Origin of the sequence: Stenotrophomonas sp. HITSZ_GD, from assembly GCF_029543105.1 — a bacterium.
Taxonomy (GTDB): domain Bacteria; phylum Pseudomonadota; class Gammaproteobacteria; order Xanthomonadales; family Xanthomonadaceae; genus Stenotrophomonas_A.
In genome coordinates, this window is sequence record NZ_JARQXB010000004.1 from 66,090 (window position 1) to 88,120 (window position 22,031).

Consider the following 22,031-nt stretch of genomic DNA (forward strand, 5'->3'; position numbering starts at 1 on the left):
GGGCGGGGACGCGCTTTCACCTTGCCTATGCCCCGCGCCTTCGGCGCGCCCCCCCTTAACAAAGGGGGGCTTTGCACCATTGGGTTTGTGGCGGGGGCCTGGGCGTTCGACCATGGTCGGTTTGGGGGGAGGGGGCCCGATCGGGCATAATTGCGCACTGGCATTCGCAAGCGCACGGTGCCGTTCACGGCCACCGGCGCGTTCTGTTTCCCCTCGTTCGGAATCCCACTTCTATGACGCAGACAATCACGGTCATCCGCGGCGACGGCATCGGCCCGGAGATCATGGACGCCACCTTGCACGTGCTTGACGCGCTGCAGGCTGGCCTGACCTACGAATACGCCGACGCCGGCCTGGTCGCGCTGGAAAAGCACGGCGACCTGCTGCCCGAGTCCACCCTGGCCTCGATCGCCAAGAACAAGGTCGCGCTGAAGAGCCCGCTGACCACGCCGGTCGGCGAGGGTTTCAGCTCGATCAACGTGGCGCTGCGCCGCAAGTTCGACCTCTACGCCAACGTGCGCCCGGCCAAGTCGTTTCCGAACACCAAGTCGCGCTTCGCCGACGCCGTGGACCTGATCACCGTGCGCGAGAACACCGAGGGCGCCTACCTGAGCGAAGGCCAGACGGTGTCCGAGGACGGCGAGACCGCGTTCTCCGGCACCAAGATCACCCGCAAGGGCTCCGAGCGCATCGTGCGCTACGCCTTCGAGCTGGCCAAGAACACCGGCCGCAAGAAGGTCACCGCGGTGCACAAGGCCAACATCATCAAGTCGACCTCGGGCCTGTTCCTGAAGGTCGCGCGCGAAGTCGCCGCGCAGTACCCGGACATCGAGTTCCAGGAAATGATCGTCGACAACGCGTGCATGCAGCTGGTGATGCGCCCGGAGCAGTTCGACATCATCGTCACCACCAACCTGTTCGGCGACATCATCTCCGACCTGTGCGCCGGCCTGGTCGGCGGCCTGGGCCTGGCCCCGGGCGCGAACATCGGCGTGGATGCGGCGATCTTCGAGGCGGTGCATGGCTCGGCCCCGGACATCGCCGGCCAGGGCAAGGCCAACCCCTGCGCCCTGCTGCTCGGCGCGGCGCAGATGCTGGATCACGTCGGCCAGCCGCAGAACGCCGAGCGCCTGCGCAACGCCATCGTCGCCACGCTGGAAGCCAAGGATTCGCTGACCCCGGACCTGGGCGGCACCGGCAACACGATGGGCTTTGCCCAGGCGATCGCCAGCCGCCTGTAATCCAGGCGTGCGGTGGGAATGCAGAAAGGGCGCCTTGCGGCGCCCTTTTTGCGTGCGGCATGCGCGGCGGGGTCGCCGCCGTCAGTTGCGCGACTGCAGTTTGGACAGCAGGCGCAGGAACTCGATGTACAGCCACACCAGCGTCACCATCAGGCCGAACGCGCCGTACCACTCCATGTACTTGGGCGCGCCCTGCTGCACGCCGTTCTCGATGAAGTCGAAATCCAGCACCAGGTTCAGCGCGGCGATGACCACGACGAACAGGCTGAAGCCGATGCCGATCAGGCCGGACTCGTGGATGAAGGGAATGCTGATATTGAAGAAGCCCAGCACGAGCGTCGCCAGGTAGACCAGCGCGATGCCGCCAGTCGCCGCGACCACCCCGAGCTTGAAGTTCTCGGTGGCTTTGATGACCCCGCTGCGGTAGGCGAACAGCAGCGCGAACAGCGTGCCGAAGGTGAGCAGGACGGCCTGGAACACGATGCCGTCAAAGCGCGCTTCGTAGATCGCCGAGATGGCGCCGAGGAAGAAGCCTTCCAGCAAGGCATACAGCGGCGCGGTGACCGGGGACCACTGCGTCTTGAAGATGGTGACCATCGCGACGATGAAGCCGCCGATCGCCCCGCCCAGCAGATACAGCCGGGCCGCCGGCAGCACTTCGCCTTCCGGGGTGAGCGTCTGGCTCCAGGCGAAGGCGGCGGTGAGCAGCGCCAGCAGCAGGAGCAGCCCGGTCTTGCTGACGGTGCCGTTGAGGGTCATCGCGTCGGCGTCGCGGCGGACGACGCTGCCGGTGCCGATGTCGAGGAAGGTGGATTCCTGTAGGGCGGGGTTGCCACTGCGGAACATGGGGGGATCTCCTTGAGAATTTCTGGCCGGCTTGGCCGATGGTTCTCAGCATAGCCCAAAGCGCCGGGCGCCCTTCCGCGCCCCGCGCGTCATTGACACTGCCGCCGGCTTGTCCGGACAATGCACGACCCCTGCGCCATGGGCGCCGGGTCTCGTGAGTTCAACCGGGGTATAGCGCAGTCTGGTAGCGCGCCTGCTTTGGGAGCAGGATGTCGGGGGTTCGAATCCCTCTACCCCGACCACTCGATCCGCCGGGGCCGTGTCGCCCGCGTGCGCCCGTAGCTCAACCGGATAGAGCACCGGCCTTCTAAGCCGGCGGTTACAGGTTCGAGTCCTGTCGGGCGCGCCATCCCGCCGCTTCGGTGTCACGCCTTCGTCATGCGGCCGGCGCCTACTGCCCGCGCAGGGGCAAGGAGGCAGGTACGATGAGCCAGACGATGTTTCCCCATATCGCGGAGAGCCGGATGGTGCTGGCCGCGAATTTTCGCAAGTACGGCAATGGCCCGGATTTTTGGGATGCCTATCAGCGCCTGCTCGATGCCATGGTGCCCGGTGGCGAATTCAAGGCAGAGATGGCCAATCGCCTGGCGTTGCTCGCCCAGGAGATGGGTGTGCTCGAGACCGCGCAGCTGGTGCAGGTGTAGCTCAGCTCGCAAGATGATGCGCGATCAGTAGCAGCACGCTGACATAGATACCCACCATCAGCACCTTGATGGGCCCTTCGAAAGTGCGGACGAAGTGCATGGATTCCCCCGATCCTGAATCGCCGTTCAGCGTGGTTATCCTTGCGTGAAGCTCGATTTGCTGTCAATGCGCGCCGCCGCACGTGGCCTCTGCCGTGGGAGAAGATCGGCGCCCGAATTCAGGAGGCTTGCATTCCTGCGCCATGTCCTGAAAAATATCGAACTCGCTTCGGTGCCGGCAGTTGCGCGGCCTGGAACGGTTTCAGTGGTGGCTGTAGCTCAGTTGGTTAGAGTACTGGATTGTGATTCCAGTGGTCGGGGGTTCGAATCCCCTCAGCCACCCCACTGTTTCAAACCTGCTGCTTCGCAGGGTGTTGCAACGAAGCAAAAGCGCATATAGAATGCGCAGCTCAGTTTCAGGGCCGTTAGCTCAGTTGGTAGAGCAGTTGACTCTTAATCAATAGGTCCAAGGTTCGAATCCTTGACGGCCCACCAAATAGAACAAGCACTTAGGTAGCCCCTAGGTGCTTTTTCTTTTTCCCGGCGCGGGAAAATTCGTCTTAGCAGAGCGCCTGAACCCTTGATGCGCTTGGTGCAGCATGGGTAGGGCAGTTGATGCCGTCTTGCCAGCCCCCGCCATGATAGCTTTGGCCGGTTGGCGCAGATCGAATGCTGGAGCCTGCGGGTCTGGCGATGCCGTCTGGCGGTGCTGACTAATGCCGTCACGGCGTTTCTAGACGGCAGCTTCACGAGCAACGCGGGATACGTGGGTTGTCCCTTGGCCGCAGTGTTCGATTCGCTTTACAGATTGGAGCCCGAAGGTTGGTATGGTCCATCGCTTGTCACTCGCAGTTGCCGCTTTCCTGTGCGCCATGCCATTTCAGGCTGCGGCAGACTGCGTCCTCCCAGTGCCGGATGGCGGCGACATAGAGCCTTCCACGCCATCGCTGGTCGGCGTCATCTCAAGTGTCGTGCCTGGTGGGTTGGTCGTCCGCACCAGTTTGGGAACTCTGACGCATGTATTGTTGAATGATCAAACTGGGCTCTGGACCGTCTATGGGGGCGGGGTAGATGCAGCACAGCTTCGCCAGGGTCAGCACGCGTTGATCTGGTTTGAGCATTGTGCGCAACCCCGTACTGGCCGGGGAGTGGCTGCGGTGGTCGAAATTTGTTCACTGGCGGCTGAGCCATGTCCAATGGGCGCGGACATAGAGGCTCGCTAAACCGATTCGCATCAAGCCGAAAGCGCGCCTCTGACGCCCGGGAATCGCCCTCAGTTGCGCGATGCGCATCCGCCGCTGGCTGGTAGCAAACATTAGGTCGGACGGTGCTTATTGCTAGTGCTAGGTACCGATGTCCGGGCGGTTATAAACGGCAGTTTCCTGAGGAACCCGGCATACGCGGATTGCGTTCCGCCTTGCCCCTGAAAGGCCTCCAATATCCGGGAAAATTTACGGGCGCGACTAGGTAGATCAGGCGCTTACTGAGGGTGATCCGGGAAAATATCGCTATGTAAGTCGTTGATCTGTAAGCTTAGATGTCCTAACTCTTAATCAATAGGTCCAAGGTTCGAATCCTTGGCGGCCCACCAAAAAAGAAAGGCACCCGCTCCGGCGGGTGCCTTTTTCTTTGCCGGTTGCCCTGCAACAATGGCTCGCCCCCGACCCGCTCGGACCGGGGATGCGAAGCGAAAGTGGCGGAATTGGTAGACGCACCAGATTTAGGTTCTGACGCCGCGAGGCGTGGGGGTTCGAGTCCCCCCTTTCGCACCATCTGCGGGCCGCGCGGCGGCCGCTGGCAGCGGCCGCCGGAATCGGCGAAACTAGCCGGCTCAGGCGCTGTGCGCCTTCCTCAACCCGCTCAATCATTTCGTGCCGACCGGGGCTGGTCGGTGGCAGGAGTCAACATGCAAGCTTCGATCGAATCCACCGGCAACCTGGAACGCCGCCTGACCTTCACCCTGCCGGAGGAGCGCCTGGAGTCCCACATCGGCGGCCGCCTGAGCGAGATCGCGCGCACCGCGCGCATCAAGGGCTTCCGTCCGGGCAAGGTGCCGGCCAAGGTGATCGAGCAGCGCTTCGGGCCGCAGGTCCGCGCCGAGGCGATGGACGGCCTGCTGCGCGAGACCTTCGAATCGGCGATCCGCGAACATTCGCTGCGCCTGGCGGGCAACCCGCGCATCGACAAGGCCGGCGAGGGCGAGTTCGACTTCGTGGCCACCTTCGAGGTGGTGCCGGACTTCGGCGAGATCGACGTGACCAAGCTCAACGTCATCCGCCACACCGCCGAGGTGACCGATGCCGACATCGACCAGATGATCGAGAACCTGCGCCTGCAGCGCCGTACCTGGCAGCCGGTCGAGCGCGGCGCCAAGGAAGGTGACCTGGTCGCGCTGGAGACCTGGTCGCAGGCCGGCGACGAGCGCCTGCCGGCCGAGGGCGTGGAGCGCGGCTCCTCGATCCTGGGCTCGGGCGTGATGTTCGACCAGATCGAGAAGGGCCTGGAAGGCCTGGCCAAGGGCGAGGAGAAGACCCTGTCGGTCGATTTCCCGGCCGACTGGCGCGTGCCGCAGCTGGCCGGCAAGACCGTCCAGGTCCACCTGAAGGCGGTCGAGGTCTCCGAGCCGGTGCTGCCGGAGGTCAACAAGGAGTTCATCAAGAGCTTCGGCGTGAAGAACGGCGAGGTCGAGCAGTTCCGCGCCGACATCCGTTCCAACTTGGAGCGCGAGCTCAAGGGCGCGCTGATGAACCGCCTGCGCCGCGAGGTGGGTGAGCAGCTGATCGCCGCCTATGCCCATGTCGAGCTGCCGCCGCGCCTGGTGGAGAACGAGGCCCGCAGCATGCTGATGCAGCAGGTGGAGCAGATGCGCCGCGCCGGCCGCGACCCGGGCCAGCCGCCGGCCGACGCCCACCAGGGCTTCACCGACGCGGCCGCCAAGCGCGTGCTGGTCGGCCTGCTGGTCGGCGAGGTTGCGCGGACCAACCAGCTGCGCCTGGATCCGAAGCGGGTGAACGAAACCCTGCGCCTGATCGCCTCCACCTACGAAGAGCCGGAGCAGGTCATTGAGATGTACCGCAACGACCCCCAGTTGATGGGCAGCCTCCAGAACCGCGTGATGGAAGAGCAGGTGATCGACTGGATCGCCGAGCGCGCCCAGCACACCGAGCAGGGCCTGTCGTTCCAGGAAGCTATCCGCAATTGACCCGGGTGCCGGCGCAGGTCGGTGCCACAACAGGAAGACCGATGAGCATTGAGACCAAAGCCCTGAACCTGGTGCCGATGGTGGTCGAGCAGACCAGCCGCGGCGAGCGCGCCTACGACATCTACTCGCGTCTGCTGAAAGAACGGCTGATCTTCCTGGTCGGCCCGATCGACGACCACGTCGCCAACGTGGTCATCGCCCAGCTGCTGTTCCTGGAAGCGGAGAACCCGGAAAAGGACATCAGCATCTACATCAACTCGCCCGGCGGCGTGGTCACCGCCGGCATGGCGATCTACGACACCATGCAGTACATCAAGCCTGACGTGAGCACCATCTGCGTCGGCCAGGCAGCCAGCATGGGCGCCTTGCTGCTGGCGGCCGGCGCGGCCGGCAAGCGTTACGCGCTGCCGAACTCGCGCGTGATGATCCACCAGCCGCTGGGTGGCTTCCAGGGCCAGGCGACGGATATCGACATCCATGCCCGCGAGATCCTGACCCTGCGTTCGCGCCTGAACGAGGTGCTGGCCAAGCACACCGGCCAGTCGCTGGAGACCATCGCGCGGGACACCGAGCGCGACAACTTCAAGAGCGCGGTGGACGCCCAGGCGTACGGCCTGGTCGACCAGGTGCTGGAGCGTCGCCCGGACGAGTCGATCCAGGCGGGCTGATCCAGCGTTTGACCGCCAAGGCACGGAAATCCAAGGCAAAACCTGCGGGGTCGGGGTGGACTTTCGTCTCCCCGACCCTGTGCTATTCTCGAATCGAACCCCCGTTCACCGGGTGGGGCAACTGGGTAACAGAAGCATGAGCGAAGACCGCCAAGGTCGTTCCGGCGACAGCACCAAGATTCTCTACTGCTCGTTCTGCGGCAAGAGTCAGCATGAGGTCCGCAAGCTGATCGCGGGCCCGAGCGTGTTCATCTGCGACGAGTGCGTGGAGCTCTGCAACGACATCATCCGCGAGGAGCTGGAGGAGAAGGCGCAGTCGGCACGTTCCAGCCTGCCCAAGCCGCGCGAGATCCTCGAGGTCCTGGATCAGTACGTGATCGGCCAGAACCGCGCCAAGCGCACGCTGGCCGTGGCCGTGTACAACCATTACAAGCGCATCGAGAGCCGGCAGAAGAACGACGACGTCGAACTGGCGAAGTCCAACATCCTGCTGGTCGGCCCGACCGGTTCTGGCAAGACGCTGCTGGCCGAGACGCTGGCGCGCCTGCTCAACGTGCCGTTCACCATCGCCGACGCCACCACGCTGACCGAGGCCGGTTACGTGGGCGAGGACGTGGAGAACATCATCCAGAAGCTGCTGCAGAAGTGCGACTACGACGTCGAGAAGGCGCAGCAGGGCATCGTCTACATCGATGAGATCGACAAGATTTCGCGCAAGAGCGAGAACCCGTCGATCACCCGCGATGTGTCCGGCGAAGGCGTGCAGCAGGCCCTGCTGAAGTTGATCGAAGGCACCGTGGCCAGCGTGCCGCCGCAGGGTGGCCGCAAGCACCCGCAGCAGGAATTCCTGCAGGTCGACACCAAGAACATCCTGTTCATCTGCGGCGGCGCGTTCGCCGGGCTGGACAAGGTGATCCAGCAGCGTTCGACCGAGGCCGGTGGCATCGGCTTCGGCGCGAAGGTGAAGAGCAGCACCCGCAAGACCGAGGTCGGCAAGGTGCTGGCCGAGGTGGAGCCGGAAGACCTGATCAAGTTCGGCCTGATCCCCGAGTTCGTCGGTCGCCTGCCGGTGGTCGCCACGCTGGAGGAACTGGACGAGCCGGCGCTGATCAAGATCCTCACCGAGCCCAAGAACGCCATCACCAAGCAGTTCAAGAAACTGTTCGAGATGGAGAACGTGGAGCTGGAATTCCGCCCGGACGCCCTGTCGGCGATCGCCAAGAAGGCGCTCAAGCGCAAGACCGGCGCGCGCGGCCTGCGCACCATCGTCGAATCGGTGCTGCTGGACACGATGTACGAGCTGCCGTCGCAGGAAAACGTCAGCAAGGTGGTGGTGGACGAATCCGTGATCGAGCACAAGTCCGAGCCCTACCTGATCTACCAGAACCCCCCGGCGCCCGCGAAGGCGGCTTCCGGCGATTGATCCGGACGCCCGACGGCCAACTAACTGAGGCCAAAGGGTTTTCCCGATTCCACTTGCAAGGTTCCGACAATGGCCCCATAACGGGGCCATTGGCTTTTTTGCCCCCCGAAAAACCGCATTCCCCGTGGAGCCCCCAATGGCCCAGCCTGCTTCCGAAGTCCTGGATCTGCCCGTCCTGCCGCTGCGCGACGTGGTGGTGTTTCCCCATATGGTCATCCCGCTGTTCGTCGGCCGCGACAAATCCATGCGCGCGCTGGAACAGGCCATGGAGGCCGACAAGCGCATCCTGCTGGTCGCGCAGAAATCCGCCGAGACCGATGACCCCGGCGCCAGCGACCTCTACCCGGTCGGCACGCTCGCCCAGGTGCTGCAACTGCTGAAGCTGCCCGATGGCACGATCAAGGTGCTCGTCGAAGGCCTGTCGCGCGTCAACGTCGACCGTGTCGGCGAGCGCGACGGCGCCCTGCAGGGGCGCGGCGTGGAGATCGAGTCGGTCGAAGGCCGCGAGTCGCGCGAGGTCGAGGCGATCGCCCGCTCGCTGATGTCGCTGTTCGAGCAGTACGTCAAGACCAACCGCAAGCTACCGCCGGAACTGCTGCAGACGCTGGCCGGCATCGAGGAGCCGGGGCGCCTGGCAGACACCATCGCCGCGCACATCGGCGTACGCCTGGCCGACAAGCAGCGCCTGCTGGAGACCAGCGAGATCGGCGAACGGCTGGAGATGCTGGTCGGGCTGGTTGACGGCGAGATCGACGTGCAGCAGCTGGAAAAGCGCATCCGCGGCCGCGTGAAGTCGCAGATGGAAAAGAGCCAGCGCGAGTACTACCTCAACGAACAGATGAAGGCCATCCAGAAGGAACTGGGTGACCTGGACGACGCGCCGGGCGAGTTGGAAGAGTTGGCGCGCAAGGTCGCCGAGGCCGGCATGCCCAAGGCCGTGGAGACCAAGGCCAAGGCCGAGCTCAACAAGCTCAAGCAGATGTCGCCGATGTCGGCCGAAGCGGCGGTGGTGCGCAACTACCTTGACTGGCTGCTGGGCGTGCCGTGGAAGAAGCGCACCAAGGTGCGCAAGGACCTGAAGGTCGCGCAGGACACGCTCGACGCCGACCATTACGGCCTGGACAAGGTGAAGGACCGCATCCTCGAATACCTCGCGGTGCAGTCGCGCGTGAAGCAGATGAAGGGCCCGATCCTGTGCCTGGTCGGCCCGCCCGGCGTGGGCAAGACCTCGCTCGGCCAGTCCATCGCCAAGGCCACGAACCGCAAGTTCGTGCGCATGAGCCTGGGCGGCGTGCGTGACGAGGCGGAGATCCGCGGCCACCGTCGTACCTATGTGGGTTCGATGCCGGGCCGCATCGTGCAGAACCTCAACAAGGTCGGCAGCAAGAACCCGCTGTTCGTGCTCGACGAGATCGACAAGATGTCGATGGACTTCCGTGGCGATCCCTCGTCGGCGCTGCTGGAAGTGCTCGATCCGGAGCAGAACAACGCCTTCAACGACCACTACCTGGAAGTCGATCTCGACCTGTCCGAAGTGATGTTCGTGGCGACTTCCAACTCGCTCAACATCCCCGGCCCGCTGCTGGACCGCATGGAGGTCATTCGCATCCCCGGCTACACCGAGGACGAGAAGCTCAACATCGCCATGCGCTACTTGGTGCCCAAGCAGATCAAGGCCAACGGCCTGGCGCCGGAGGAGTTGGCGATCGAGGAGGACGCGATCCGCGACGTGGTGCGGTTCTATACGCGCGAATCGGGCGTGCGCAACCTCGAGCGCGAGATCGCCAAGATCTGCCGCAAGGTGGTGAAGGAGATCGCGCTGGCCGGCCCGCAGCCGGTTGCCAAGAAGGCCGCCAAGAAGACGGCCGCGCGCAAGGCCAAGGCGCTGGTCACGGTGTCTTCCAAGAACCTGGACAAGTACTTGGGTGTGCGCCGCTTCGACTTCGGCCGCGCCGAGGAAGAGAACGAGATCGGCCTGGTCACCGGGCTGGCGTGGACGGAAGTCGGTGGCGATCTGCTGCAGATCGAATCGACGCTGGTACCGGGCAAGGGCCAGTTGATCCTCACCGGCCAGTTGGGCAACGTGATGAAGGAGTCCGCGTCGGCGGCCCTGTCGGTGGTGCGCGCGCGCGCCGAGGCGTTGGGCATCGACGTCGACTTCCTGCAGAAGCACGACGTGCACGTGCACGTGCCCGACGGTGCCACGCCGAAGGACGGCCCGAGCGCCGGTGCGGCGATGGTCACCTCGCTGGTGTCGATGCTCACCAAGGTGCCGGTGCGCGCGGACGTGGCCATGACGGGCGAGATCACCTTGCGCGGCCGCGTCTCGGCCATCGGCGGCTTGAAGGAAAAATTGCTGGCCGCATTGCGCGGCGGCATCCGCACCGTGTTGATCCCGGAAGAGAACCGCAAGGACCTGGCCGACATCCCCGCCAATGTGACCCGCGACCTGGAGATCATTCCAGTGAAGTGGGTGGACGAAGTGCTTGACCTCGCACTGGAGACGCCGCTGCGTCCCAAGTCCAAGGCCAAGGGCAAGGCGCGCGACGGCGGCCGGGTGGCGACGGTTCGCGGCAAGTCCAAGCCCACGGGGACGGCGCGCGTCAAGCACTGATGCCGGTCGTCCCGAGCAGCGAAAAATGGCTGAAAACCCGCGTCGTTATTGGGTTTTAGGTTGCGTGGGTAGGGTCCCGCTGGTATAAAAGCACGACTCGCGGAGCGGCCCTGAGGGGCGTGCTGGGCGATACGAAATGTGGTCGCGGTCGCCTTGCTAAGAAGGGGCCGCGATTTTCGATTCCGCGGCGAGACCGCAAAAGGAGTTCAAAAGAATGAATAAAACCGAATTGATCGATGGCGTTGCCGCTGCTGCAGACATCTCCAAGGCTGAAGCCGGCCGTGCCGTTGACGCGGTGGTCAGCGAAATCACCAAGGCCCTCAAGAAGGGCGACTCCGTGACGCTGGTGGGCTTCGGCACGTTCCAGGTCCGCGCCCGTGCAGAGCGCACCGGCCGCAACCCGAAGACCGGCGACACCATCAAGATCGCTGCTTCGAAGAATCCCTCCTTCAAGGCTGGTAAAGCGCTGAAGGATGCCGTAAACTAATCGACTCGCTGGGGTGCTTAGCTCAGCGGTAGAGCGTCTCCCTTACAAGGAGAGGGTCGGGGGTTCGAAACCCTCAGCACCCACCAAGCACCACGGCAAAAGTTTTGATGTGCGGAGCGGTAGTTCAGCTGGTTAGAATGCTGGCCTGTCACGCCGGAGGTCGCGGGTTCGAGTCCCGTCCGCTCCGCCAGTTACATCGAAGCCCCTGAGAGATCGGGGGCTTCGCTTTCTCCGAAGTGATTCGGAGCGAGCACACGGTTTGAAAAATGCGGAGCGGTAGTTCAGCTGGTTAGAATGCTGGCCTGTCACGCCGGAGGTCGCGGGTTCGAGTCCCGTCCGCTCCGCCATTCATCCAAGCCCCCTGCGAAAGCAGGGGGCTTTTTTTTCGCCATGACGAAATCCGCCCCTGGCCTCTGATCTCCATTCCGACGCAGAGAACCGTTGGGCCATGCGCGCGATAGCCCCCGCACCGAGCAGCGCCCGAACAGCAGCGCCGGCCCCGTTGGGACCCAGCCCCCGAAGCAGGTACACTGGGTGGCTCGCCCATAGGCCCCGATTCGTCCCAATGCTGCAGAAACTTCGCGACAAGACCTCCGGCTGGATCGTCACCCTCATCATGGGGCTGCTGATGATCCCGTTCCTGTTCGTCATCGACAGCAGCTATCTCGGCGGCATGGGCGCCAACGATGTCGCCCGCGTGCAGGCCCCGCCCAAGTGGTGGACCTCGGCCCCGTCGTGGTGGCCGGCCTCGCTGCTGTGGCAGCACCGCGACATCAGCACCGCGCAGTTCCGAGAGCGCTTCGAGCAGGTCCGCATGCAGACCCGCCAGCAGCAAGGCGATAACTTCGACGCGCAGCGCTTCGAATCCACGGAGAACAAGCTCGCTGCGCTGGACCAGTTGGTCGACGAGGAAGTCGCTCGCCTAGCCGCCGAACGGGCCGGCGTGGTTGTCAGCGATGACGCCGTGCGCAACACCATCGCCAGCATTCCGGGTTTCCAGACCAACGGCAAGTTCGACCCGGCGCTCTACCGCGAGCAGCTTGCGCGTGGCCTGCCGGCGCGCACCCCCGCGCAGTTCGAACAGCTCGTGCGCGACAGCCTGCAGCAGTCGCTGATTCCCTCGGCCATCGCCACCTCGGCGTTCGCCAGCAAGGCCGATTTCGAACGTGCCATCCGCCTGATGGGCGAAAGCCGCGACGTCACGCTCGGCGTGCTGCCGCCACAGGAAATGGATGCCGCGCCGGTTACCGATGCGCAGATCCAGGAGTGGTACAAGGCACACCCGGCCGACTTCCGCCAGCCGGAGATGGTGGCCATCGAATTCGTCGAGCTCAACGGCGCGAACCTGCCGGCCGCGCAGCCGGCCGACGAGGCGACGCTGCGCAAGCGCTACGAAGAAGAGAAGTCGCGCTTCGTCGAAGCCGAACAGCGCCAGACCTCGCACATCCTGGTCGCGGTGCCGGCCAACGCCGATGCCGCTGCGCAGAAGGCGGCCGAAGAGAAGGCCAACAAGCTCGCCGCCGAAGCGCGCCAGCCCGGCGCCGACTTCGCCGCGCTCGCCAAGGCCAATTCCGACGACCCGGGCTCCAAGGACGCCGGCGGCGATCTGGGCTGGGTGGAGAAGGGCGTGATGGTCAAGCCGTTCGAGGATGCGGTTTTCGCCGCCAAGCCGAACGAGATCGTCGGCCCGGTGAAGTCCGAGTTCGGTTACCACGTGATCGTGGTCCGCGGAGTCAAGGGCGGGCAGGGCAAGTCGTTCGAGGAAGTGCGCGACCAGCTCGCCGCCGAGCAGCTCAAGGCCGATGCCGACAAGGGCTACGCCGACCAGAGCGGCAAGCTCGTCGACCTGGTGATGAAGAACCCGACCGAACTGGCCGGCGCCGCCAAGCAGATGAACCTGCCGGTGCAGACGCTGGGCCCGTTCTCGCGCGCCGACGCCAGCGGCATCGCCGCCAACCCGGCGGTGCAGCGCGTGGTGTTCTCCGAGGCCGCCATCCAGGACGGCACGGTCAGCGACCCGATCGAGCTGGCGCCCAACCACAGCGTGCTGGTGCGCGTGACCCAGCACACCGCCGAGCAGACCCTGCCGCTGGAAAAGGTGCGCGACCGCGTGGTTGCCGCCATCCATGCCGATCGCACCCACCAGGCGGCCGCCAAGCAGGCCGATGCGCTGGTCGAGCGGCTGCGCAAGGGCGAGACGCTGGAAGCCATCGCGCCGGGCGCGCAGCTGCAGGTCAGCCCGTTGCCGACCCTGCAGCGCGGCATGCCGATGCCGACCGCCGCGGCCAACCGCGTCTTCTTCGCCGCGCCTGTGCCGGCCGAGGGCAAGCCGTCGGTGGGCAAGGTCGACCTGGGCGCCGGCCGCTATGCCGTGTTCCTGGTCAACAAGGTCACCCCGGGCGACCTCAGCAAGCTGCCGCCGGGCCAGCTGGAAACGCTGCAGGGCCAGTTCGCCGGCATGCAGGGCGAAGCCGCCCAGCGCGCCTGGCTGGAAGGCGTGCGCAAGCAGTTCAAGGTCACCATCCACGAAGCGCAGCTGTAAGCGGCCGCGCCAGCCCGTGGAAAGAACGAACCCGGCCTTTGCGCCGGGTTTTTTCTTGCCGCGTGCGGACCAACAAAAAGCCCGGCTTTCGCCGGGCTCTTCTTCAAGCGCGGAGGACGTGGATCAGCCCACGTCGTCCAGGCCGGTCATGCCGAGGATGTTGTAGCCGGCATCCACGTAGGTCACCTCGCCGGTGACGCCCGCGGCCAGGTCCGAGCACAGGAAGGCGCCGACATTGCCGACGTCTTCGATGGTGACGGTGCGCCGCAGCGGCGCGTACTGCTCGACGTGGCCGAGGATCTTGCGGAAGCTGCCGATGCCCGACGCCGCCAGCGTCTTGATCGGACCGGCCGAGATCGCGTTGACGCGGATGCCCTCGGCACCGAGGTTCAGCGCCAGGTAGCGCACCGTCGCCTCCAGGCTCGCCTTCGCCACGCCCATCACGTTGTAGTTCGGCAGCGCGCGTTCGGCGCCGAGATAGCTCAGGGTCAACACCGAGCTCGGGTGGCCGGTCAGCAGCGGGCGGGCGGCCTTGGTCAGCGCGGCCAGCGAGTAGGCCGAGATGTCCTGCGCGATGCGGAAGCCTTCGCGGTCCAGGCCATCGAGGAAGCCGCCGGCCAGCGCTTCGCGCGGGGCGAAGGCGATCGCGTGCACCAGGATGTCCAGGCGGTCCCAGCGCTTGCCCAGCTCGTCGAAGCACGCCTGGATCTGGGCGTCGTCGGCCACGTCCAGCGGCAGCACGATGTCGCTGCCGAACTGCTCGGCCGCCTTCTGCACCCGCGATTTCAGCTTCTCGTTCTGGTAGGTGAAGGCCAGTTCGGCGCCTTCGCGGTGCATGGCCTCGGCGATGCCGCTGGCGATGGAGCGTTCGCTGGCGATGCCGGTGATGAGGGCGCGCTTGCCTTGCAGGAAACCCATTTCGTTGCTCACAGTGTTGAGTGATCGCGGTAGTGTGCCACGAATACCCGGACTTCCGTACGGTTGACGGGCGTTCCGGATGGCGTCAGGGCTTGGCGTCGAACGCCAGCACCATGCCCGGCTTCAGCACGCTGCCCGACTTGAGGCCATTGCGCGAGAGCAGCGTCTTCACCGGAATGCCGTAGCGCTTGGCGATCGTCCAGGCCGATTCGCCGTTGCGCACGGTGTGGGTGCGCGCGCTGGCCGTCGCTTTCCTCGCCGGCGTGCGGGCCGGGGTCTCGGGCGTGTCCTGCGCGTCTTCCGCCACGACCGTCGCCACGACCGTGGGCAGCGGCGCGGCGGCCGCGTTGGCGGCGACCCGCGGATCGACCGCCGGCGCGAGCAGCGAACGCTGCGCGCCATTGGCCTTGCTGGCCAGGGCGGGGTTGAGGCGGCCCACCATCGCCGGTTCCAGCTCGCGCTGGCGCGCCCACTGCGCCAGCGAGGCGCCGGCGGGCAGGGTGTGTTCGGTGAGGATCGGCACCTGGCGGTCGAGGGCGGTCATCAGGCCATTCTCCGCCTGGGCCTTGTCGAGCACGCACGCCAGCGCGTGCAGCTTCTCCACGTAGGCATAGGTGACGGGCGACAGGCCCGGCAGGCGGGCGGGATCGGCGTTCTGCGCGTTCATCCCGGCGCGGCGCAGCGATTGCAGCAGCCGGTACTCGCCGGCGTTGTAGGCCATGATCGTCAGGCGCCAGTCGCCGCCGAACATGCCGTACAGGGTCTTGAGGTAGCGCACCGCCGCATCGGTCGAATCCACGGCGGAGAGGCGGCCGTCATAGGTCTTGCCGACCGGAACCTGGTGGTTGCGCGCCGTGGTGGCGACGAACTGCCACAGGCCCGCCGGGCCGCTGCCATTGCGCGCGCCGGGGCGGTAGCCGCTCTCCACGAACGGGATCAGCGCGAATTCGGTGGGCAGGCCGGCTTGGCGCAACTCGTCGACGACGTAACCGAACAGCGGCAGTACGTCGTCATCCTCGTTGGCCATGCGCGCCGGCGCGTGGGAGAAGTGCTGTTGCCAACGTGGGCTGGTCTGGGTGGCATCGCAGCCGGCATCGGCGCGGCCGGCCAGGAAGGTCTGGAAGATGTCGCGGCCGTTGCGGGCGGTCGGGGCGGGCGCGGGCTCCACGGCGGCCGGGGCCTGCAACAGGGTGGCCAGCGTCGGCGCGGGCGCCTCGGCAGGCGCCGGATGCCCCGCCTCGCCCGCGTGGCCGGCGAGCGGGCATAGCGCGGCAGCGATCAGGCCTGCCCGCCACAGCCGCCTCATGCGCGAAATCCGTCCTTCCAGCGCCGCAAGCCGGCGAAGACTTCGATCTCGTCCGCAGGCATCTGGCCGGTGTGCCCGGCGACGGCCTGGCGAATCTCCGGCTGGCCGGTACGCAGGAACGGGTTGGTCGCCCGCTCGGTGGACAGCGTCGTGGGCAGGGTGGGGCGTGCGGCGTCGCGCATGGCCTGGGCCTCCTGTTGGCGGCGCTGCAGGGCCGCGTTGGCGGGATCGACATGCAGCGCGAAGGCCGCGTTGCCGAGGGTATATTCGTGGCCGCAGCAGACTTCGGTCTGGCCCGGCAGGGCGGCGAGGCGGCTCAGGGAGCCCAGCATTTGGGCGGGCGTACCTTCGAACATCCGCCCACAGCCCAGGCTGAACAAGGTGTCGCCGCAGAAGAGGCGTCCACTGCCCACGTAGGCCACGTGGCTGCGTGTGTGGCCCGGGACGGCGAGCACTTCGAAGGTCTCCCCGAGCAGCGTCAGCCGGTCACCATCGGCCACGCGGTGCGTGGCGTGGGGGATGCGTGGATCGTCCGGCGCATGCACCGGCAGTCCGGGCCAGCGCGCCAGCAATTCGGGCACGCCGCCGATGTGGTCGTCGTGGTGATGGGTGAGCAGCAGGGCCGTGGGCGTCCAGCCTTGCGCGGCAGACGCCGCGAACACCGGAGCGGCCTGGCCGGGATCGACGACGATCGCGCGCCCATCCTCGCTGACCAGCGCCCAGATGTAATTGTCCTCGAATGCGGGCAGGGCGCTCAGTCGCATAGAATTGGGACCATGCCTTCCGTGTCGCTCCCTCGTCAAGCCGGTGTCTCATCCTGGTTTGATACCGGGGCGGGGCGGGCACTGCTCGACGCCGAGCAGGCCGGCATCCTGAACGGTTTGCGCGGGCGCCCGGCCCAGCCGTGGCTGTGGATCGCCCCGACAGCGCCTGCCGGCGAGCGTCCCGCGTTGCAGGCCCGCGGCCTCCGGCTTCACCCGGGCGGCGCGGCGGGCGGTTTCCAGGGCGATCTGCGCTGCACGTTGCCGTTGCCGCTGGTGGGCGAGAGCGTGCAGTCCATTGTGTTGCAGCACGTCCCGCTGGCCCAGGTGGACCTGCTGCTGGCCGAATGCGAGCGCATCCTGATGCCCGGCGGCAGGTTGTGGGTCTACGCGCTCAATCCTTTCAGCCCCTACCGCCTGCGCTGGCGCCGGCATGGGCCGCAGGTGCTGCAGCCCATGCGCTGGCGCGCGCTGGTGCAAGGCGCCGGGCTGCGCTGCCTGGGCCAGGCTGGCTACCTCGGCGCGACCTGGCGGGTGGAGGCCGGCGCGGACGCCGAGAGCGCCGGCTCGGCGCCCTGGCGCGCGGTCTGCGTGATCGAGGCGGAGAAGCGGGTGATCGCGCCGGTCGGCCCCATCCCGGCGGTCGTGAACTGGCGGCGCCCGGTCGCCACCATCTGAAATCCTTTCCTGGGGAAACATGAAGTCGATTGAAATCCACACCGATGGCTCCTGCCTCGGCAACCCTGGCCCTGGCGGCTGGGCCGCGCTGCTGCGCTACAACGGCCGCGAGAAGGCGCTATCCGGCGGCGAGTCCAACACCACCAACAACCGCATGGAGCTGATGGCCGCGATCATGGCGCTGGAAGCGCTGACCGAGCCGTGCCAGATCATCCTGCACACCGACTCCCAGTATGTGCGGCAGGGCATCACCGAATGGATGGCCGGCTGGTTGCGCCGGCAGTGGAAGACCGCCGGCGGCGATGCGGTCAAGAACCGCGAACTGTGGGAGCGCCTGCACCAGGCGACGCTGCGGCACAAGATCGATTGGCGCTGGGTGAAGGGGCACAATGGCGACCCGGACAACGAGCGCGTGGACCAACTCGCCCGCGCCCAGGCCGTGGCCCAGCGCCACGCCACCCCCGCCAGCTGAGAGCCGCATGCGCCAGATCATCCTCGACACCGAAACCACCGGCCTGGAATGGCGCAAGGGCAACCGCATCGTCGAACTCGGCGCGGTGGAACTGCTGGAGCGGCGCCCGAGCGGCAACAACTTCCACCGCTACCTCAAGCCGGATTGCGACTTCGAGCCCGGCGCGCAGGAAGTCACCGGGCTGACCCTGGAATTCCTCGCCGACAAGCCGGCCTTCGAGGATGTGGTGGACGAGTTCCTGGCCTACATCGACGGCGCCGAGCTGATCATCCACAACGCGCAGTTCGACCTGGGCTTCCTGGATGCGGAGCTCTCGCGCCTGGGCGAAGGCTATGGCCGCATCCTGGACCGCTGCACCGTGGTCGATACGCTGCTGATGGCGCGCGAGCGCTACCCCGGGCAGCGCAACTCGCTCGATGCGCTGTGCAAGCGCCTGGGCGTGGACAACGCGCACCGCCAGCTGCATGGCGCACTGCTCGACGCGCAGATCCTCGGCGAGGTGTATCTGGCGCTTACCTCGGGCCAGGAGGAGATCGGCTTCGCCCCGCTGGAATCGGCCACCGGTGCGGGCGTGGGCGTGGATTTCAGCGCGGTGGTGTTGCTGCCGCGCCCGCGCGTGGTCGCCACCGCCTCGGAACTGGAAGCCCACGAGGCGCGGCTGGCCAAGCTGCGCAAGAAGGCCGGCCGCGCGCTGTGGGACGCATCGGAAGAGATCGAAGCGCCGGCCGCCGTCGCGGCCGGCTGAGCCGCGCTGCCGTCAGTGGCAGCGCACCAGGATCGCGGTGATGTTGTCCGAGCCGCCGCCATCCAGCGCGGCGGCGATCAGCGAGTCCACGCATTCCTGCGCGCTGCAGTCCTCGTAGGCCAGCGCGCCGGCGATACCGGCATCGTCCACTTCTTCCGTCAGCCCGTCGCTGCACAGCAGCAGCTGCATGCCCGGGCGCAGCTCGCCGGTCATCGTGGCCACGTTCAGATGCGCCGGGTCGGTGACGCCCAGTGCCTGGGTGACGACATTGCGATGCGGATGCGCGCGCGCCTGCTCGGTCGTCAGGCTGCCCTGGGCGACGAGTTCCTGCACGTAGCTGTGGTCCTGGCTGAGCTGGGCCAGGCGGCCCTCGCGCCACAGGTAGGCGCGGCTGTCGCCGACCCAGGCCACCTCGAAGCGGTTGCCCTGCACCCGCGCGGCCACCACCGTGGTGCCCATCGGCAAGGTGTCGTTGCGGCGGCGCGAGGCGCGGATGATCTCCTCGTCGGCCACGCGGATCGCCTGTTCCAGCGGCGTGCCGGCGCGGATCTCGCGCACGATGGTCTCGCGGGCCAGCGCGCTGGCCAGCTCGCCGCAGGCATGGCCCCCCATCCCGTCGGCGACGAGCCACAACCCCAGCTCGCTGTCGCCGTAGTAGGTGTCTTCGTTCAGTTCGCGGCGCAGACCGGTATGGGTCAGGTGTCCGAATTCGAGCATGGTGCGGCGAGGAAGGTCTTGGCTGCGAAATTGAACGCCATCATCGCGGCCGGCCGGACATCCGGCAACCTGCGCCGCAAGGCCGCCGTGCACGGCGGGCACGCGAACGGATCGCTTGTCCACGCGCGCAATGCCCCGTATCATGCACGGCCCCGGTTCGCCGGGGACCACCCGGGAAGGTGGCAGAGCGGTTGAATGTACCTGACTCGAAATCAGGCAGGCGTTTATAGCGCCTCGGGGGTTCGAATCCCCCCCTTCCCGCCAGCATTCGACGAGAGCCCCCGCAAGGGGGCTTTTGTTTGCCCGCCGTCCTGCCTTCCGCACACGGGGCGCTAGACTGCACTTCTTTCCGCGCAACCGGTAACCGTCATGTCCGAAATCCTCGTGCCCGTCTCCTTCGGCGAACTGCTCGACAAGATCGCCATCCTGCAGATCAAGTCCGAGCGCATGAGCGACGAGGCCAAGCTCGTCAACGTCCGCAATGAACTCAGCGCGCTGGAGAAGACCTGGATGGCGCACCCGGCCGCCGGCCACGACATCGCCCGCCTGCGCGCGGACCTGAAGGCGGTCAACGAGCGGCTGTGGGTGATCGAGGACGACATCCGCATCAAGGAGAAGGCGCAGGCGTTCGACGAGGAATTCATCCGCCTGGCCCGTAGTGTGTACTTCGAGAACGACGAGCGCGCGCGGATCAAGAAGGAGATCAACCTCGCGCTGGGTTCCAGCTACGTGGAAGAGAAGTCGTACCAGAATTACCGGGTATAGGCAGCACCTGCCGCGCAGGCGCAGCACCCGGAGTTGTAGTTCGCAAAACCTGGGCCCGGTCGACGGCCTGGCTTATCCCCCGCGCCTTCGGCGCGCCCCCCTTATCGAAAGGGGGGCTTTGCTCCAGAACGTGTGACGCGCCTCATGGCGCATGATCGGCGCGGTAGCGCTCGAACGCGGCGATGGCGTCTTCCACGGTGACCAGCGCCATCACGTCGTCGAACTCGATCTTGGTGCCCCAGGCCAGCGCGTCGGCCGGCTTGCCGAGGAACTTGCGCGCCGCATCGTCGTAACGGTCCACGCAATAGCGCCGGTCCGAATACGGCCCGCTGCGGTGCGGGTTGCTGGCCGCGTGCAGGCCCAGGATCTTGGTGCCCATCGCGTTGCCGATGTGCATCGGGCCCGAGTCCGGCGTGACCAGCAGCTGCGCGCGTGCCAGCAGGGCCGGCAGCTGCTTGAGGGTGTCCTTGCCGACCAGGTCCAGCGCCGGGGTGTCCAGTTGCGCCAGGATGGCGTCGGCGGTCTGCCGCTCCAGCTCGCTGCGCCCGCCGCACAACACCACCCGCCAGCCCTGCCGCGCGGCGTGGTTGGCCAGCGCGGCGTGGCGGTCTGGATACCAGTTGCGGCGCACGTGGCTGGAGCACGGCGAGATCATCAGCACCGGGCGGCCATCGTCCGGCCATTGCGCGGCGGCCCAGTCCCAAGCCTCGGCCGGCACGGGCAGGTCCCAGCGCACGGTGTCCTGGCGCAGGCCCAGCGGCTCGCAGAAGCTGCCGATCGCGTCGAGCACGTGGATGCCGGGGCGGTCGGGAATGCGCTCGGACACGAACAGCCCGTGCAGGTCCTTCGAGCGGCTGCGGTCGTAGCCCACGCGGCGGCGCGCGCGGATGAAGGCCGACAGCACGTTGGCGCGGAACGCCACCTGCATCTGCAGGAGCGCATCGAAGCGACCCAGCGGCGCGAGCTCGCGGCCCAGCGCACGCATGCCCGCCAGCCCGCTGCGCTTGTCATAGGTGTGGAAGCTCACGCCTTCCAGCCCTTCGAGCAGCTTGCGCCCGGCTGGGTCGATCACCCAGTGCAGCGGGGCTTGCGGCCAGGCCTGCTGCAGGGTGCGTACCAGCGGCACCACGTGGGTGACGTCGCCCAGGGCCGATAGCCGCAGCAGACACAGGGTAGGGGACGCTGGCGCCATGGTGTTGTTAGACTCGATGGAATGGTTGCCTTCGACGCCACTGAAGCGCTGACGCCGTGCCGCGAGGGCCGCGGATATGGCGCCATTCTGTTCGACCGTCAACGACTGCGGCAAGCCGATCCTTCGCTGTTCTCGCCCGCGCGCTGGGGCGAGAAGGCGCGGCCGGTGGGTGATGGCGGGCGCGGCGGTGCGTGGTTCGTCGATGCCCCGTTCGGCCACTGCGTGCTGCGGCAATACCTGCGCGGCGGCCTGGCGGCCCAGCTCAGCCGCGACAGCTACCTGTGGCAGGGCGCCAACCGCACGCGCAGCTTCGCCGAATTCCGCCTGATGCGCGCGCTGGTGGCGCGCAAGCTGCCGGTGCCGCGTCCGCTGGCCGCCTTCTACATGCGCGAGGGACTGCGCTACCGCGCGGCGATCTTGATGGAGCGGCTGGACGGCGTGCGCTCGCTGGCCGACCGCGCCCTGGTGGCCGCGCACGGTGCGCCGTGGGAAGAGACCGGGCGGCTGATTGCGCGCTTCCACCGTGCCGGCCTGGACCACGCCGACCTCAACGCGCACAACATCCTGTTCGACGGCAACGGCCATGGCTGGCTGATCGATTTCGACCGCGGCGTGCTGCGTATTCCCGCCACCCGCTGGCGCGAGGCCAACCTGGCCCGCCTGCACCGCTCGCTGCACAAGCTGCGCGGCGAGCGCAGCCGGGAGGAAGTGGACAAGGACTTCGCCCGCCTGCGCCGCGCCTACGACCTGGCCTGGAACCGGGGTTACTGA

General features: G+C 66.8%; 19 protein-coding genes and 9 tRNA genes. 22 read left to right on the forward strand and 6 right to left on the reverse strand.

Features of this window, described 5'->3' with window-relative positions:
• The first annotated feature begins 233 nt into the window (after positions 1-233).
• Positions 234-1,241: an isocitrate dehydrogenase gene (locus P6166_RS05510; RefSeq protein WP_277763497.1), complete on the forward strand. Its 1,008-nt coding sequence runs from the start codon at positions 234-236 to the stop codon at positions 1,239-1,241.
• A gap of 81 nt (positions 1,242-1,322) precedes the next feature.
• Here P6166_RS05510 and P6166_RS05515 read toward each other — a convergent pair whose 3' ends face one another.
• Positions 1,323-2,087 (reverse strand): Bax inhibitor-1/YccA family protein, encoded by a 765-nt coding sequence (locus tag P6166_RS05515; protein WP_277763498.1) that lies wholly within the window; start codon positions 2,085-2,087, stop codon positions 1,323-1,325.
• A gap of 165 nt (positions 2,088-2,252) precedes the next feature.
• On the opposite strand from P6166_RS05515, the gene P6166_RS05520 reads away from it, so the two are divergent.
• The 15 genes from P6166_RS05520 (at position 2,253) to P6166_RS05590 (ending at position 13,706) form a co-directional block, all read left to right on the forward strand.
• Positions 2,253-2,329: transfer RNA gene (locus tag P6166_RS05520), tRNA-Pro, on the forward strand.
• A 30-nt stretch (positions 2,330-2,359) separates the two neighbouring features.
• Positions 2,360-2,436: transfer RNA gene (locus tag P6166_RS05525), tRNA-Arg, on the forward strand.
• A 76-nt stretch (positions 2,437-2,512) separates the two neighbouring features.
• The gene (locus tag P6166_RS05530) at positions 2,513-2,731 is read left to right on the forward strand and encodes a hypothetical protein (protein ID WP_277763499.1); all 219 of its coding nucleotides are present in this window, start codon (positions 2,513-2,515) and stop codon (positions 2,729-2,731) included.
• 307 nt (positions 2,732-3,038) lie between these two features.
• Positions 3,039-3,115 (forward strand) — tRNA-His (locus P6166_RS05535).
• A 74-nt stretch (positions 3,116-3,189) separates the two neighbouring features.
• Positions 3,190-3,265, forward strand: a tRNA-Lys gene (locus P6166_RS05540).
• Positions 3,266-4,457: 1,192 nt separating this feature from the next.
• Positions 4,458-4,542: transfer RNA gene (locus P6166_RS05545), tRNA-Leu, on the forward strand.
• A 134-nt stretch (positions 4,543-4,676) separates the two neighbouring features.
• Complete coding sequence (gene tig / locus P6166_RS05550) at positions 4,677-5,972, forward strand: trigger factor (protein ID WP_277763500.1); 1,296 nt, start codon at positions 4,677-4,679, stop codon at positions 5,970-5,972.
• Positions 5,973-6,013: 41 nt separating this feature from the next.
• Entirely contained in the window at positions 6,014-6,640 is a 627-nt protein-coding gene (gene clpP / locus P6166_RS05555) for an ATP-dependent Clp endopeptidase proteolytic subunit ClpP (protein WP_057648487.1), read from the forward strand.
• A gap of 136 nt (positions 6,641-6,776) precedes the next feature.
• Entirely contained in the window at positions 6,777-8,063 is a 1,287-nt protein-coding gene (gene clpX / locus P6166_RS05560) for an ATP-dependent Clp protease ATP-binding subunit ClpX (protein ID WP_130317687.1), read from the forward strand.
• Positions 8,064-8,199: 136 nt separating this feature from the next.
• Positions 8,200-10,677, forward strand: a complete 2,478-nt coding sequence (lon, locus tag P6166_RS05565) for an endopeptidase La (protein ID WP_277763501.1) — start codon at positions 8,200-8,202, stop codon at positions 10,675-10,677.
• A 214-nt stretch (positions 10,678-10,891) separates the two neighbouring features.
• A complete protein-coding gene (locus P6166_RS05570) occupies positions 10,892-11,164 on the forward strand; it encodes an HU family DNA-binding protein (protein ID WP_057648493.1) in 273 nt (90 codons plus the stop codon).
• An 11-nt stretch (positions 11,165-11,175) separates the two neighbouring features.
• Positions 11,176-11,250, forward strand: a tRNA-Val gene (locus P6166_RS05575).
• A gap of 27 nt (positions 11,251-11,277) precedes the next feature.
• Positions 11,278-11,354, forward strand: a tRNA-Asp gene (locus P6166_RS05580).
• A gap of 80 nt (positions 11,355-11,434) precedes the next feature.
• A tRNA-Asp gene (locus P6166_RS05585) sits at positions 11,435-11,511 on the forward strand.
• Positions 11,512-11,729: 218 nt separating this feature from the next.
• Positions 11,730-13,706, forward strand: a complete 1,977-nt coding sequence (locus P6166_RS05590; protein WP_277763502.1) for a peptidyl-prolyl cis-trans isomerase — start codon at positions 11,730-11,732, stop codon at positions 13,704-13,706.
• Between the two features lie 123 nt (positions 13,707-13,829).
• Here P6166_RS05590 and P6166_RS05595 read toward each other — a convergent pair whose 3' ends face one another.
• From P6166_RS05595 to gloB, 3 genes are all read right to left on the reverse strand, one after another.
• Positions 13,830-14,624, reverse strand: a complete 795-nt coding sequence (locus tag P6166_RS05595) for an enoyl-ACP reductase (RefSeq protein WP_345781857.1) — start codon at positions 14,622-14,624, stop codon at positions 13,830-13,832.
• Positions 14,625-14,709: 85 nt separating this feature from the next.
• The gene (locus P6166_RS05600) at positions 14,710-15,930 is read right to left on the reverse strand and encodes a lytic transglycosylase domain-containing protein (protein WP_277763504.1); all 1,221 of its coding nucleotides are present in this window, start codon (positions 15,928-15,930) and stop codon (positions 14,710-14,712) included.
• A complete protein-coding gene (gloB, locus tag P6166_RS05605) occupies positions 15,927-16,694 on the reverse strand; it encodes a hydroxyacylglutathione hydrolase (RefSeq protein ID WP_277763505.1) in 768 nt (255 codons plus the stop codon). Before gloB ends, P6166_RS05600 begins: the two co-directional genes overlap by 4 nt.
• A 12-nt stretch (positions 16,695-16,706) precedes the next feature.
• On the opposite strand from gloB, the gene P6166_RS05610 reads away from it, so the two are divergent.
• From P6166_RS05610 to dnaQ, 3 genes are read left to right on the forward strand one after another with little or no spacing between them, the layout of a single operon-like run.
• A complete protein-coding gene (locus P6166_RS05610) occupies positions 16,707-17,369 on the forward strand; it encodes a hypothetical protein (RefSeq protein WP_277763506.1) in 663 nt (220 codons plus the stop codon).
• A 19-nt stretch (positions 17,370-17,388) separates the two neighbouring features.
• The gene (rnhA, locus tag P6166_RS05615) at positions 17,389-17,841 is read left to right on the forward strand and encodes a ribonuclease HI (protein WP_277763507.1); all 453 of its coding nucleotides are present in this window, start codon (positions 17,389-17,391) and stop codon (positions 17,839-17,841) included.
• Between the two features lie 7 nt (positions 17,842-17,848).
• Entirely contained in the window at positions 17,849-18,586 is a 738-nt protein-coding gene (dnaQ, locus tag P6166_RS05620) for a DNA polymerase III subunit epsilon (protein WP_277763508.1), read from the forward strand.
• A 12-nt stretch (positions 18,587-18,598) separates the two neighbouring features.
• Here the strand turns inward: dnaQ and P6166_RS05625 are convergent, their stop codons facing one another.
• Entirely contained in the window at positions 18,599-19,303 is a 705-nt protein-coding gene (locus tag P6166_RS05625) for a protein phosphatase 2C domain-containing protein (RefSeq protein ID WP_277763509.1), read from the reverse strand.
• A gap of 173 nt (positions 19,304-19,476) precedes the next feature.
• On the opposite strand from P6166_RS05625, the gene P6166_RS05630 reads away from it, so the two are divergent.
• Together P6166_RS05630 and P6166_RS05635 are read left to right on the forward strand one after the other, a co-directional pair.
• Positions 19,477-19,567: transfer RNA gene (locus tag P6166_RS05630), tRNA-Ser, on the forward strand.
• Positions 19,568-19,672: 105 nt separating this feature from the next.
• Positions 19,673-20,068, forward strand: coding sequence for a DUF6165 family protein (locus tag P6166_RS05635; RefSeq protein ID WP_277763510.1), 396 nt, complete (start codon positions 19,673-19,675; stop codon positions 20,066-20,068).
• A gap of 142 nt (positions 20,069-20,210) precedes the next feature.
• Here the strand turns inward: P6166_RS05635 and P6166_RS05640 are convergent, their stop codons facing one another.
• Positions 20,211-21,260, reverse strand: a complete 1,050-nt coding sequence (locus P6166_RS05640) for a glycosyltransferase family 9 protein (protein WP_277763511.1) — start codon at positions 21,258-21,260, stop codon at positions 20,211-20,213.
• Between the two features lie 21 nt (positions 21,261-21,281).
• Here P6166_RS05640 and P6166_RS05645 point away from each other — a divergent pair, with 21 nt between their 5' ends.
• The gene (locus P6166_RS05645; RefSeq protein WP_277763512.1) at positions 21,282-22,031 is read left to right on the forward strand and encodes a 3-deoxy-D-manno-octulosonic acid kinase; all 750 of its coding nucleotides are present in this window, start codon (positions 21,282-21,284) and stop codon (positions 22,029-22,031) included.